General features: G+C 73.4%; 13 protein-coding genes. 2 read left to right on the top strand and 11 right to left on the bottom strand.

The window, feature by feature from the left end:
• Window positions 1-119: 119 nt before the first annotated feature.
• Complete coding sequence (locus HD597_RS09585) at window positions 120-815, top strand: FadR/GntR family transcriptional regulator (protein ID WP_253741596.1); 696 nt, start codon at window positions 120-122, stop codon at window positions 813-815.
• A gap of 92 nt (window positions 816-907) precedes the next feature.
• Here the strand turns inward: HD597_RS09585 and HD597_RS09580 are convergent, their stop codons facing one another.
• The gene (locus HD597_RS09580; RefSeq protein WP_253741594.1) at window positions 908-1117 is read right to left on the bottom strand and encodes a hypothetical protein; all 210 of its coding nucleotides are present in this window, start codon (window positions 1115-1117) and stop codon (window positions 908-910) included.
• 56 nt (window positions 1118-1173) lie between these two features.
• Here HD597_RS09580 and HD597_RS09575 point away from each other — a divergent pair, with 56 nt between their 5' ends.
• Window positions 1174-1677 (top strand): NUDIX hydrolase, encoded by a 504-nt coding sequence (locus tag HD597_RS09575; RefSeq protein WP_253741591.1) that lies wholly within the window; start codon window positions 1174-1176, stop codon window positions 1675-1677.
• A 24-nt stretch (window positions 1678-1701) separates the two neighbouring features.
• Here the strand turns inward: HD597_RS09575 and rbsK are convergent, their stop codons facing one another.
• The 10 genes from rbsK to HD597_RS09525 form a co-directional block, all read right to left on the bottom strand.
• The gene (gene rbsK / locus HD597_RS09570) at window positions 1702-2586 is read right to left on the bottom strand and encodes a ribokinase (protein WP_253741590.1); all 885 of its coding nucleotides are present in this window, start codon (window positions 2584-2586) and stop codon (window positions 1702-1704) included.
• Window positions 2583-3914 carry an ADP-ribosylglycohydrolase family protein gene (locus HD597_RS09565; RefSeq protein WP_253741588.1) on the bottom strand — a complete coding sequence of 444 codons (1332 nt, stop codon included), beginning with the start codon at window positions 3912-3914 and terminating at the stop codon, window positions 2583-2585. Before HD597_RS09565 ends, rbsK begins: the two co-directional genes overlap by 4 nt.
• Entirely contained in the window at window positions 3911-5062 is a 1152-nt protein-coding gene (locus HD597_RS09560; RefSeq protein WP_253741585.1) for an ADP-ribosylglycohydrolase family protein, read from the bottom strand. The genes HD597_RS09565 and HD597_RS09560 overlap by 4 nt, the downstream gene beginning before the upstream one ends.
• Window positions 5059-6018 carry an ADP-ribosylglycohydrolase family protein gene (locus HD597_RS09555; RefSeq protein ID WP_253741583.1) on the bottom strand — a complete coding sequence of 320 codons (960 nt, stop codon included), beginning with the start codon at window positions 6016-6018 and terminating at the stop codon, window positions 5059-5061. Before HD597_RS09555 ends, HD597_RS09560 begins: the two co-directional genes overlap by 4 nt.
• Before the next feature lie 6 nt (window positions 6019-6024).
• Window positions 6025-6978 carry an ADP-ribosylglycohydrolase family protein gene (locus tag HD597_RS09550; RefSeq protein ID WP_253741582.1) on the bottom strand — a complete coding sequence of 318 codons (954 nt, stop codon included), beginning with the start codon at window positions 6976-6978 and terminating at the stop codon, window positions 6025-6027.
• A 5-nt stretch (window positions 6979-6983) separates the two neighbouring features.
• A complete protein-coding gene (locus HD597_RS09545) occupies window positions 6984-8294 on the bottom strand; it encodes an ABC transporter substrate-binding protein (RefSeq protein WP_253741580.1) in 1311 nt (436 codons plus the stop codon).
• A gap of 12 nt (window positions 8295-8306) precedes the next feature.
• A complete protein-coding gene (locus HD597_RS09540; protein ID WP_253741578.1) occupies window positions 8307-9125 on the bottom strand; it encodes a carbohydrate ABC transporter permease in 819 nt (272 codons plus the stop codon).
• Window positions 9122-10036 (bottom strand): carbohydrate ABC transporter permease, encoded by a 915-nt coding sequence (locus HD597_RS09535; RefSeq protein ID WP_253741577.1) that lies wholly within the window; start codon window positions 10034-10036, stop codon window positions 9122-9124. The genes HD597_RS09540 and HD597_RS09535 overlap by 4 nt, the downstream gene beginning before the upstream one ends.
• Window positions 10033-11064 carry a LacI family DNA-binding transcriptional regulator gene (locus HD597_RS09530; RefSeq protein ID WP_253741576.1) on the bottom strand — a complete coding sequence of 344 codons (1032 nt, stop codon included), beginning with the start codon at window positions 11062-11064 and terminating at the stop codon, window positions 10033-10035. The genes HD597_RS09535 and HD597_RS09530 overlap by 4 nt, the downstream gene beginning before the upstream one ends.
• A 194-nt stretch (window positions 11065-11258) precedes the next feature.
• Window positions 11259-12542 (bottom strand): MFS transporter, encoded by a 1284-nt coding sequence (locus tag HD597_RS09525; protein WP_253741574.1) that lies wholly within the window; start codon window positions 12540-12542, stop codon window positions 11259-11261.
• Window positions 12543-12551 lie beyond the last annotated feature (9 nt).

The raw sequence follows: 12551 nt of genomic DNA, 5'->3' as shown, positions 1-12551 counted from the left end.
CGGGGTGCCGGTCCGGTCAGGCCCCGCCGCGGCGGCCAAGAAGCAGGCGACCGTACGACGTCATGACGGGTAGACTAACCACAACACAGGTCCTCAGACAACCTGAGAGGTTTCTCGCCATGCCGCTCGGCTCCCTCCGCCCCAGCCCCCTTGTCGAGCAGGCCACCGAGCACCTGCGCGAGCAGATCACGCAGGGCGAGTGGCCGGTGGGCACGCGCCTGCCCGGGGAGAACGCGCTGGCCAGGACACTCGGGGTGGGCCGCTCGACGGTGCGGGAGGCGCTGCGGGCGCTGGCCGGGGCGGGGCTGGTGCAGGCCCGGCAGGGCTCCGGGGTGTTCGTGATCGCGACCGAGCCGGCCGAGGACTGGCCGGCCCGGCTGCGGCGGGCCGCCATCACCGACGTGTACGAGGTCCGCATGATCGTCGAGACCCAGGCGGCGCGGCTGGCGGCGGGGCGGCGTACCGACGAGGACGTGGCGGCGCTGGAGTCGGCGCTGGCGGGGCGCGAGCGGGCGGCGGCCGGTGACGACGCGGCCTTCGTGGACGCCGACATCGCGCTGCACGCGGCGGTCGTGGCGGCGGCGCGCAACCCGGTGCTGTCGGACCTGTTCGCCGAGTTCGCGCCCGCGCTGCGGGAGCGGCTGATCGACCTGGTGGAGATGCTGGCTCTGCGCGAGCACGACCCCAACACCGGGCACGACACGCATGCCGGGCTGGTGGCGGCCATCCGGCGGGGCGACGGCGCCGCGGCCGAGGAGATCCTGCGCACGGAGCTGGAGCAGACGCTCGCCCTGCTCCAGCGGCGGCATCCCTGACCACCGCGCCCGGGCTGGTGCCCACGCCGGGGTCGTGCTCAGCCGGTGGGACCCACGCTCGGCCTTCGCCGCTGGGGCGGTGCCGGTCGTCCTCAGCCGGTGGGGCCCACGTCCGGGCGGATCTCGTCGTCCTCTTCGCCAGGCTCCTCCTCGGGCTCCGGCTCGTCCTGCTCGTCGGGCAGGTCGGCGGGCACCGGGCGGCGCGAGCGCGGGGTGCCCGAGCCCGAGCGCTCGGCGACCACGTCGCTCTCCCCGCTCACCCCGCCCACGGCTTCCGGCAGCTCATCGGGTGTCTTGCTCATAGCCCCTCACCTGCCCTGACGGCACCGCCCGAACCGGCCTTGCTAACGTCCTGGGGATGATCTCCCGAACGCGGCGGCCGACCGCACGCGTCATCCTGGCCGACCCGGACGACCGGGTGCTGCTGTTCCGGTTCATCCCGCCCGACCCGTGGCCCAGGGAGCCCGCCTGGCACCTGCCCGGCGGCGGCATCGAGCCGGGCGAGACACCCGCCCAGGCGGCGGCGCGCGAGGCGTACGAGGAGACCGGGCACGTGCTCGACCCCGCCGCGCTCGGCGACCCCGTGGCCACGAACGAGGGCGCGTGGTCGAACCAGGGCCGCCACTTCTACACCGTGCACACGTACTTCTTCGCCCGCGTCCGGACCGCGGCGGTCGTGCCCGCCGCGCTGGAGGACTACGAGCGGGAGGAGTGGGAGCTGGGCCACCGCTGGTGGAGCGCCGCCGAGCTGGCGGCCACGCGGGAGCGCGTCTTCCCGCCCCGCCTGGCCGGCCTCGTGCCCGGCCTGCTCGCCGGGGCCCGGCCCGGCGCCCCGGTCACGCTCGCCTGGCTGCACGACTAGGAGTTTCCCGCCGGACGGGCGCCGTCAGCTCAGGGCGTCCTCGATCTCGCGGCGGGCCGGCATCGAGGTGCTGGCGCCTTCCCGCTGCACCGACAGCGCCGCCGCCGTGGAGGCGAAGTGCAGCGCCTCGGCCACGGACATCCGCTCGGCGCGGGCCACCGCCAACGCCCCCACGAACGTGTCACCGGCCGCCGTCGTGTCCACCGCGTCCACCTTCACTGCGGGCACCCGCAGCCGCTCGCCCGTCCGCGACCCGTACAGCGCCCCGTCGGAGCCCAGCGTGATCACGGCTTCCTCCACCAGCTCCAGCAGCGCCTCCAGCGCGCCGTCCGCCCCCTTGACGCCGGTGATGGCCGCGGCCTCGTGCTCGTTCGGCACGAGGGTCGTGACCGCCTCCAGCAGTTCGGCGGGCAGCGGCTGGGCGGGAGCGGGGGTGAGGAAGACCGGCACGCCGGCCACGTTGCCGGCCTGCGCCGCCGCCACGACCGCCGCCATGGGCAGTTCGAGCTGGAGCAGCAGCGCGCTGGACCCGGCGATCGCGGCCAGGTCCTCGCCCGAGGGGCCGGTGATGGTGCCGTTCGCGCCGGGGACGACGATGATCGAGTTCGCGCCGTCGTCGTCCACCACGATGTGCGCGATGCCGCTGGGGCCCGGCACCTGGCGCAGGCCGCGCACGTCGACCCCGGCCTCGGCCAGCGTGGAGCGCATCTCCGCGCCGAACCCGTCGTCGCCCACAGCCCCCAGGAACGCCACCTCGCCGCCCGCCCGCGCGGCCGCGATCGCCTGGTTGGCGCCCTTCCCGCCCGGTACGGTGCGGAACCGGTGCCCGTTGACCGTCTCCCCCATGTTCGGGGCCTTCGAGACGTACGCGACGAGGTCCATGTTGGCGCTGCCGAAAACCGCGATCATGCCGTCATCATCTCCTGAGTACGGGTGGCCAGCTCGGCAAGACCCACCCCGTCGAAGCCTGTCAGGCTGCTGGCCAGGCTGTCACGCATGCGCCACCGCTCCGGCACGCCGCCGTTCAGCGCGCCCGCCACGGCCCCGGCCGTCGCTCCGGCGGAGTCGGTGTCCCAGCCGCCGGCGACCGCTCCGGCGATCGTGGCGGTGAAGTCACCCCTGCCGTGGATCAGCGTGGCCGCCACCAGGGCGGCGTTGTTGATCGTGTGCACCCAGTGCAGGGCGCCGTGGCGCTCGTGGAGGCGGTCGACGACCGTTTCGAAGTCGGCCTCGCCCGTGGCGTCCGCGACGGCCAGGCGGACGGCCTCGTGCAGCCGCGATCCCCGCGGCACCACGGACAACCCCGCCCGCACCACCTCCTCCGCGGAGGTCGCCACCATCGAGGCGGCGCACATCGCCGCCGCGAACATCGCCCCGTAGATCCCGTTCGCGGTGTGCGTGAGCCGGGCGTCGCGCCAGGCGTGCTCGGCCGCCGCCGCCGGGTCGCCCGGGTTCGCCCAGCCGTACACGTCCGCCCTGATCAGCGCGCCGATCCACTCCCTGAACGGGTTGCGGTAGGTGGCCGTGGCCGGGGGCTCGACGCCGTCCAGGAGGTTGCGGTACGCGACGCGCTCGGCGGTGAACGTCCGGCCCGCCGGCAGCTCGTCGAGCCACAGCCTGGCCACGTCCTCGGTGGTGAAGCCGCGGCCGTGGCGCTCCAGGAGGGTCAGGGCGAGCAGCGGGTAGTTGAGGTCGTCGTCCTCGGGGACGCCGTCGATGTTCTCGGCCAGGGAGTTGACGGCGCTGCGGCGGTTCCACGGCCAGCGGCGGGCGACGTCGTCCGGCAGGCCCTCGGCGGTGAACCAGCCACGGATCGGCCAGTTGCCGGTGGCCTCGGCGATCTCCCTGATGCCCTGCCTGGGGATCTTCTCGACGGGCTTGCCCAGCACGCACCCGGCCGCCCGCCCCAGCCACGCCCCGAGCACCCGCGCCGGATCGACCGCCACGCCCGCCTGGGGTGCGGCGGGCCAGCCGGGGCAGGCGGCGATGATGCCCGCCAGGTCCGACGGCTCGGGCAGCGGCGACGGGATGGCCGCCAGCTCGTCCAGCAGCTCCTCCGCCAGCCCCCGCAGCCGCGCCGCGCCCGGCTCCGAGGCGCCCGCGCGCGGCGGCGCGTCGTGCCCGCCGGCCGCGTGCCAGCGGGCGGCGATCTTCCGCGCGTCGCGGCCGTCCTCGGCGGCCTGGCGCAGCTCGTGGCCGACGAGATCCTCCGGCTGGACCCAGGTGAGCCTGATCATGCGCGCTCGTGCTCGTGCGCGAGCTCGGCGAAGGCGGACTCGTGGGCGCGGCGCCGTGCCAGGTCGCCGGCGTGCACGCGGCGCGCCACCTCCGCGACGGCCAGCCCGGGAGCCACCAGGTCCGTACGGCTGGCCGCCCCCACCTGCTCCACCCACTCCTGCGGCACGGAGGCCAGCCCGCCGAGCGCGCCCGCGATGGCGCCGCCCATGGAGGCGATCGAGTCGGCGTCGCGCCCGTAGTTCACCCCGCCCAGCACGGTGTCGCGGAAGTCGCCCTTGGCGATCACCAGGAACCCGAGCGCCAGCGGCAGCTCCTCGATGCTGTGCACCCGGCTCGGCCTGCGCGCGCCCAGCCCCTGATCTCGGTAGGTGTCGGCGACGGTGTCGTACGGCCGCACGGCCGCGCGCAGCGCCTCGAACGAGCCGTCCCAGTGCCCCAGCCCGGCGGCGGTCTCGCACACGGCCTCGATGGCGGCCCTCGTGCCGTCCTTGGCCAGGCGCAGGCAGGCGGCCACCACGGAGTCGGCGGTGGCGCCCGGACGCATGGCCTCGGCCACGGCGGCGGCCATCACGCCGGCGGCCTCACGGCCGTAGCTCGACTGGTGGGCCCCGGTCAGCTCGATGGCCTCGGCGTAGGCGGCGTCGGGGTCGGCGGCGTTCACGATGCCGACGGGCGCCACGTACATGGCGGCGCCACAGTTCACGATGTTGCCGACGCCGGCCTCGCGCGGGTCGGCGTGCCCGTAGTGCAGCCGGGCCACGATCCACTTCTCGGCCAGGAAGATGCGCTGCAGGGGCAGCGCCTCGGCCTCCAGCTCGGGGATCCAGCGCCGCTCGCCCATCAGCTCGGGCACCAGGTGCTCGGCCATCGCGTACGCGTCGAGGTGGCCGCCGGCCTTCTCGTACACGCGGATCAGGGCGTGCGTCATCAACGTGTCGTCGGTGATGTGGCCGTCGCCCTTGTGGTACGGGGCGATCGGGCGGGCGTTGCGCCAGTCCTCGTTGAACGGCGGCACGACGCCCTCGACGCGGCCCCCGTACCGCTCGACGATCTGCTCGGGAGTCCAGCCCTCGGTGGCGCCGCCCAGCGCGTCACCGACCGCCGCCCCCGCCACGCAGCCAGTGGCTCTGTCCTCAAGCGGCGTCATGCGATTCCCTCCAGTAGTTCGATCAGATCACGGCCCGCCAGGTCAGGCAGGCAGCAGCCGGCCAGCGTGCGGGCCGAGGCGGTCCACCCCTCCGGGATCGCCTCGTACCCGCCGCACGCCCCGGCCAGCGCTCCGGTGAGCGCGGGTGCCGAGTCGGCCAGCGGAGCCAGGCAGGCCGCCGCCGGGACGGCCCTGGTGAGGTCGCCCGCGGCGGCCTCGGCCAGCGCGAGCGCCACCGGGACGGTCTGCGCGGCGCCCACGCCGTAGCTGTAGACGTGGTCGAGCAGCGCGGCGTCCAGCGCGGGGATCGCGCCGAACGGGTCGCCCGCCTTCCTGACGGCTTCCAGTGCCAGGCGGGCGTTGTGGCCGATGGCGGTGTCCGCCGGCAGTACGGCCAGCGCCGCCTCGACGGCGCGCCCCGCCCGGCCCGACTCCACGGCCTCCTGGATCGCGGCGGCCATGGCCAGGGCGCCGAGCACGCCGTCCGCCGCGTTCGTCACCTGGGCGTCCTCGGTGGGGTCCCTCCCCAGGACCCCGTACGCGACGGCCCTGACGGCGGCGGCGTCGTCGAAGTGGTGCGGGTTGTCGTGCCCCGAGGCGGGAGGTTCGACGCCCTTGGCCAGGTTGTCCAGCGCCGTGGCCACGGAGATGCGCGCCCTGACGTCCCTGAGCTCCCTGAACGCCTCGGCGCGCGGCCGGTCGATCGTCAGGAGCGTCCACGCCAGCCACTCGGCGTCGTCGGACGGGCCGACGCGCAGCGGCGCGACGGGCTGGTTGAGCGCGAACGGCACCGGCAGCGTGGTGACGCGGTGCTCCTCGGCGAACGCGTCCAGCTCGCGGTGCAGGCGGCGGCTCCAGGGCGCGTGCAGGGCCGCCCGGTGCCTGGCCGCCGGCCAGCCCACGGCGTCACCCATGGCGAGGCCGATGAAGGCCCCCCTGATTCTGTCCCCCGACATGGTGATCTACAGTCCTTCCGCCAGTTCGTCGGCGACGTCCAGCACGTGTCTTCCGGCCACGACGGGCAGGCACTTGCCCGTCACGGGGCCTATCCTGGCGGCCCAGCGGGCGGGGACGCCCCGCTCGCCCCGGCTCGCCCCGGCGATGGCGCCGGCGATCGCGCCGATCGTGTCGGCGTCCCTGCCCAGGCCCACCCCGAACGTCACGGCCGCCTCCACGTCGCCGTCCCCGGCCAGGAACGCGGCCATGGCGAGGGCGACCGCCTCCGGGGCCACGTCGGTCCAGGGGTAGTGCCTGACCACCACGGCCCTGTGCAGGGCCTCGACCACCTCCGCCGCATCGGCGGCGTCCAGGGCCTCGCAGGCGCGCACCACGTTGCGGGCCGTCCAGGAGTCGGCCGGGACGACCGACAGGGCGGCGAGCACCACCTCGCGGGGCGTGGCCCCGCCCATGGCCGCGGCCACCGCGCCGGCGACCGCGCGACCGCCCAGGATGCCCTCGCCGGAGCCGCTGACCAGCCCGTCCTGCTCCACGAGCCGCGCCGCCTCCGCCGGATCCCCCGGGCAGAAGACGCCGTACGGGGCGGCGCGCATGGCCAGGCCGTCCGACCAGCCGTGCGAGTGCGTCAGACCCGTCAGCGGGGGCTGGAGGCCGCGGCGGAGGGCCTCGATGGTGCCGAGCTCGGAGAAGCCGGCGCCGCGCATCGGTCCCGCCACGAGAGGGATGATCTCCGAGCGGTAGGCGGCGGCCACGTCCGCCGGGGTGAGCTCGTGGCCGTGGCGGACGAGCAGGGAGGCGGCGAAGACGGCGTACTCCGTGTCATCGGTCCCCCCGCCCTCGATCTCGGTGAGCCGCCCCCACCGCCGCCGGATCTCCTCGGGAGTGAGGTTCTCGGCCGGGGCGCCGAGGGCGTCGCCGGCCGCCAGGCCGAGCAGGCACCCCCGGGCCCTTTCCCGCACGTCGATCACCGCTGGTAACGCTCCAACACCTTGTTGCCGTCCTCGACCAGCTTCGCCGCCACCTGGTCGATGTTGATCTTATTGGCGAAGTACTCCTGCAGGGCCGGAGTCGCCACCTTGCTCTTCCACTCGTCGAACCCGTTCACCTTCAGGAACGGCGCCACCACCAGGCTCTTGGCGGAGGCGGTGGCCACGTCCCAGCCGTTCTCCTCGGTGGTCATGGCCGGGTCGGCGGCGGCCTTCTGGGAGGTGGGCAGGAGCCAGTCGCCCTTGGCGAGCTTGGCCTGGTTGGCCCCGTTGAGGAAGAACGAGATGAACTTCATGGCCTCCTCCGGGTGCTCGCTCTCCTGCGCGATCGACAGGGTCTGCGAGACGGCGCCCTGCTGGGCGCTGGTGCCCTTGGGCGCGGGCAGCGTGACCCACTCGAACCCGTCGGGCGCCTGCTCGACGACCTGCTGGCGCAGGTAGACGCCGGCGGGCAGCATCGCGAACTTGCCCTTGTAGAAGGCGGGCAGCGGGTCGGCGGTGCCCTGGCCGAGCGCGTCCGGGTCGGCGGACTTGTCCTTGTAGAGCTGGTCGTGGATGCGCTGGAGCACCTCGCGCTCCTCCGGGCCGACCTTGACGGTGGTCTTGCCGTCCGCGCCGGTCTGGAAGAAGGTGCCGCCGAAGTTGAGCGCCAGGTTGAGGGTCTTGTTGACGGGCGACTTCATGGCCCAGGCCACGCCGTACGACTCGCCCTTGGTCATCTTCTTGGCGGCCGCGGAGAACTCGTCCCAGGTCCACGGCTCGTTCGCGGTGGGGATGCGGACCCCGGCCTCGTCCAGCAGCTTCTTGTTGGCGATGATGACCTGCGACTCCTGGAGGAACGGCACGCCGTACACGCCCTGGCCGCCCTTGCCGTCGCCGAAGGTGACGGTGTCCCAGGCGGTCTGCGGGATGTCGCTCTTGAGCTCGGCCGGCAGCTTGTCCTTCAGGTCCAGCAGGTAACCGTCGGAGGCGAAGCCGGACAGCGCGGGCGAGTCGTTGTGGATGACGTCGGGCGCGGTGCCGCCGGCGAACTGGGTGACGAGCTGGTCGTTGACGTTGTCCCAGCTTCCCTGGACGTAGGTGACCTGGATGCCGGGGTTGGCCTTGTTCCACTCGTCCACGAGTTGCTTGTTCGCGGCGACGGACTCCTTCTGCCACGCCAGGCTGAGGAAATCGATCTTCACCGGCTCGTCGGGGGACGACGACGACTCGCTGCCGCCGCCTCCCCCGCCGCACGCGGCGGCGAGCGTGAGAACCGCCGCGGCCGCCAGAGCGGACGTGATTCGCATATGAGCCTCCTACTAGCCCTTGACGGCGCCGGCCATCAGGCCGGACTTCAGTCGCCGCTGAATGATTGCGAAGAAGATCAGGCTCGGGATCGTCGCCATGAGCGACGCCGCGGCCAGCGGGCCGAGCCTGGCCACCCCCTCCGGGCCGGTGAACCTCACCAGCGTGAGCGGGAGCGTCATGACCTCGGGGTCCTGCAGGATCACGAGCGCGAACATGAACTCGTTCCACGACGAGATGAACGAGAACAGCAGCGTGGCCACCACGCCGGGCGCGAGCAGCGGGGCCACCACGCTCGCGATCGAGCGCAGCCGCCCGGCGCCGTCCACGGCCGCCGCCTCCTCCAGCTCGGGCGGCACCGCGCGCACGTACCCCTGCAACATCCACAGCGCGAACGGCAGCGTGAACGTCACGTGCACGACGACCAGCCCCGGCAGCGTGTTGACCAGGTCGAGGTCGCGCAGGATCATGAAGAGCGGGATGATGATCAGGATGAACGGGAACACCTGGCTGACCAGCACCCACCCGATCGCGATCTTGTTGATCAGGCTGCGGTAGCGCGCCATGGCGTAGGCGGCGGGCAGCGAGATCAGCACCGTGATCACGCTCGCGAACAGCGCCACGACCAGGCTGCGCAGCGACGCGCCGACCAGGTCCTGCTCGCCGAAGGCGTCGCCGAAGTTGGCCAGCGTGGGCTCGCGCGGGATCCACGTCGGCTCGGTCAGCGCCATCTCCTGGGGCGTCTTCAGTGCCGTGGACAGCAGCCACAGCAGCGGGAACGCCAGGAAGACGACGTACGCCACCAGGGCGACGTACTGCGACGCGCGTCTCACTTGGCCTCCCTCATCTGCCGCCACAGGTACAGCCCGAGCACCGCGAGCACGACGATCGCCATGGCGAGGCCGAGCATGGAGGCGTAACCGGCCATGCGGTACCTGAACGCCTCCTCGTAGGCGAACAACATCGGCAGCCGCGTGCGGCCGCCGGGGCCGCCCTGCGTGAGCACGTACACCAGGCCGAACTGGTTGATGTTCCACACGAAGTCGAGCGAGGTGATCGCCACGATCACCGGCCGGAGCTGGGGCAGCGTGATGTTCCAGAAGCGCCGCCAGGTGCCGGCGCCGTCCATCTCGCCGGCCTCGTACAGCTCCTTGGGGATGTTCTGCAGGCCGGCCAGCAGCACGACCGTGGTCTGCGGCATGCCGGCCCAGATGCCGACCACGATGATCGCGGGCAGCGCCAGCGAGAAGTCGGCCAGCCAGTTGACGTCGGTGCCGAGCAGGTCGTTCAGCACGCCCGCGTCGGGGTGGTAGACGAGCTTCCACATCAGGCCGATGACCACCGGCGGCATCGCCCACGGCACCACCGACAGCACCCTGGCCACGCCGCTGAAGCGCAGCTTCTCGTTGAGCAGCAGCGCCAGCCCGAGCGCGGCCAGGAACTGCAGCACCGTCACGGAGACGGCCCAGATGGCGCCGATCTGGAACGACGACCAGAACTCGTCGTCGGTCAGCAGGCGGGAGAAGTTCTCCAGGCCCACGAACTCGGTCTGGTGGACGCGGGTGTTGCGGGCGTCGGTGAACGCCAGGCCGATGCCGTACAGCAGCGGGCCCACGCTGAACAGCAGCACCGGCACCAGGGCCGGCAGCATCAGCACCCACATCTCCCGCGTCTGGCGGGAGATCCCGCGGCGCCTGGCCCGCGGCCCTCGCGGCGGCGCCGGTCGCGTCACGGTCGCCGTCACCGTGCGCCCTCCTCTCTGTCGTAGCCGGGGCCCGCGGTGGAGGCGCGCACGGCCAGGCGCGGGGGCACGGTGACCACCCTGGGCTCGCCGTCGACGCCCCGCAGCCGCTCCAGCAGCAGCTCTGCGGCGGCCTTGCCGCGCTCGGCCGAGCCGAGCGAGACGCTGGTCAGCGACGGCCACGAGGCCGCGGCCAGGTCGGTGTCGTCCATGCCGACCACCGCCACGTCCTCGGGCACCCGCTTGCCCGCCGCGCGCAGCACGTCGAGTGCGCCGAGCGCGATCAGGTCGTTGGCGCACATCAGCGCGTCCACGTCGGGGACCCGGTCGAGCAGCGCGGCCACGGCCAGCGCCCCTTCCGGGCGGTAGAAGTCGCCGATCTGCACGAGGTTCTCGTCGTACGGCAGGCCGAGGTCCTCCAGCGCCTCCCGGTACGCGGCCCCGCGGGCGGCGCCGGGCACGGTGTCGAGCGGGCCGTTGATCATGGCGATGCGGCGGCGGCCGAGCGCGTAGAGGTGGTCGACCGCCAGCCGCACGCCGGTGCGCGAGTCGGCGCGTACGTTGTCCACCCGCGTGCCCTCGGGCACCGAGCCGATGATCACGACGGGCGCCCTGGCCGTCGCCAGCATCTGCAGGTGCGCCTCGGTGACGCGCAGCGGGCTCATGATCAGACCGTCCACGTACCGCTCGCCCAGGCTGTGCAGCACGTCGATCTCGTCCGCCACGACGGCGTCGGTCGAGTGCAGCACGAGCCGGTAGCCGGCGGCCTTCAGCACGGGCTGGATCTGGCGCAGCATGGCCAGGTAGGCGGGGTTGCCGACGTCGGCCATGGCGAAGGCGACCTGGTGGGTGCGGCGCGACTTGAGCGACCTGGCCACGGCGTTGCGCACGTAGCCGAGCTCGTCGGCGGCGGCCATCACCTTGCGCACGGTCTCCTGCCTGGTCGGCAGGCCGTTCAGCACCCGCGAGACGGAGGCAATCGAGACGCCCGCGCGCTCGGCGATCGTGTTGATCGTGGGTCCGTCGGCCAAGGCTGTCCTTCCAACTGGAGGTAAACGTTTACGACCCGATGGCTGTAAACGTTTACGGATTGGGGACATGAAACATGGGCGTAACTTGCGGGTCAAGTCACGATCGCATAACACCAGGTCAGGGGCTATATACGCAAATTTCCGGCGCGCCTGTGCCCCAGGCGCGCCGGAACGCCCGCGCGCGTGCGGACCGCTCAGTCGCGGGCGGGCTGGGGCTCGCCGTCCGGGACGGGCTCGTCGCCGGAACGCGTCCCCGAGGGGAGGGCGACCGGCGCCGGAGCGGCGGACAGTCGCAGCAGGGAGCGGATGGCGGGCGAGCCCGTGAGCGTGACCAGGGCCGCCATCACCGCCGGGATGATGAGCGCGACCGGCAGCGACGCGTGCTCGGCCACGAACCCGAGCACCGCGGGCCCCAGCAGCAGCCCGCTGTACCCGAACGCCGTCACCATGGCCAGCGCCCGCCCGACCCGCCCACCGGCGGCCCCCACGGCGCTGAACAGCACCGGCACGACCGTCGCCAGCCCCACCCCGGCCAGCGCCCACCCGGTCCACGCGCACACCACCCGCAGCGGCTCCCCCGCGAAAGGCGACGCCAGCACCAGGGCGTACCCCAGGGTGGCGAAGACGCCGGCGAGCTGGATCGTGCGCACGGAGCCGAGCCGTCCTCTGATCGGGTCGCCCAGCAGCCGGATGGTCGTCATGGCCACGGAGAAGATCGTGTACGCCAGCGGCGCCATGGCCGGATCGGTCTCCAGCACCCACCGCGCGTGCAGCGCGGCCCAGTCGATGGCCGCCCCCTCGCTCAGGTGCCCCGCGAACGCCGCCAGCCCCAGCAGCGCGATCAGCCCCCAGCGCAGCGAGGACCCGTCCCGCGCCGACCCTTCGGAAGGGGACGCGGACTCGTGCGCGGGCGGGACCGGCAGCAGCAGGTACGCCGCAGGCAGGTACAGGAACGGCACCACCACCGCCGCCACGATCAGCAGCCACTGCGCGTCCACCCCGCCCTGGAGCGCCAGCGAGGTGAGCCCGCCGCCGGCCGCCCCGCCCAGGCTCCACACGCCGTGGAAGGCCGAGATGATCGGCCGCGCGTAGACCCGCTCGACCTCCACGGAGTGGGCGTTCATGGCGACCTCGGTCACCCCCAGCCCGATGCCGAACAGCACCGCCAGCACCGCCAGCCACCAGTAGGACGGCGCCAGCGCGGGCCCGAGCAGCACCACACCCGAGAACGGCCCGGCGAACCAGCACACCCGCCGGCTGGACCACCGGTCCACCAGCGGCCCCGCCGCCAGCATCGACACCAGCGCGCCGCCGGAGATCAGCAGCAGGACGCTGCCGAGCCGGGCGGGGCCGAGTTCGAGGCGGTCGTTCAGCGACGGCAGGCCGGCGGCCCACAGCCCCATGACGAAACCGGCGAGGAAGAAGAATCCGAAAACACCGACACGAGCGCGTTTTGCCTCAAGGGGGGTTTTGTTCACGGCTAGAGC

This window comes from Nonomuraea thailandensis, assembly GCF_024172165.1.
GTDB classification, from domain to species: Bacteria; Actinomycetota; Actinomycetes; order Streptosporangiales; family Streptosporangiaceae; genus Nonomuraea; species Nonomuraea thailandensis.
The sequence above is the reverse complement of the archived record's forward strand: the minus strand, read 5'-3'. Positions and strand labels throughout refer to the sequence as shown.

Coding starts and splice junctions, on each gene's coding strand:
- HD597_RS09585 (WP_253741596.1), top strand. CDS start 120: ATGCCGCTCGGCTCCCTCCGCCCCAGCCCCCTTGTCGAGCAGGCCACC.
- HD597_RS09580 (WP_253741594.1), bottom strand. CDS start 1,117: ATGAGCAAGACACCCGATGAGCTGCCGGAAGCCGTGGGCGGGGTGAGC.
- HD597_RS09575 (WP_253741591.1), top strand. CDS start 1,174: ATGATCTCCCGAACGCGGCGGCCGACCGCACGCGTCATCCTGGCCGAC.
- rbsK (WP_253741590.1), bottom strand. CDS start 2,586: ATGATCGCGGTTTTCGGCAGCGCCAACATGGACCTCGTCGCGTACGTC.
- HD597_RS09565 (WP_253741588.1), bottom strand. CDS start 3,914: ATGATCAGGCTCACCTGGGTCCAGCCGGAGGATCTCGTCGGCCACGAG.
- HD597_RS09560 (WP_253741585.1), bottom strand. CDS start 5,062: ATGACGCCGCTTGAGGACAGAGCCACTGGCTGCGTGGCGGGGGCGGCG.
- HD597_RS09555 (WP_253741583.1), bottom strand. CDS start 6,018: ATGTCGGGGGACAGAATCAGGGGGGCCTTCATCGGCCTCGCCATGGGT.
- HD597_RS09545 (WP_253741580.1), bottom strand. CDS start 8,294: ATGCGAATCACGTCCGCTCTGGCGGCCGCGGCGGTTCTCACGCTCGCC.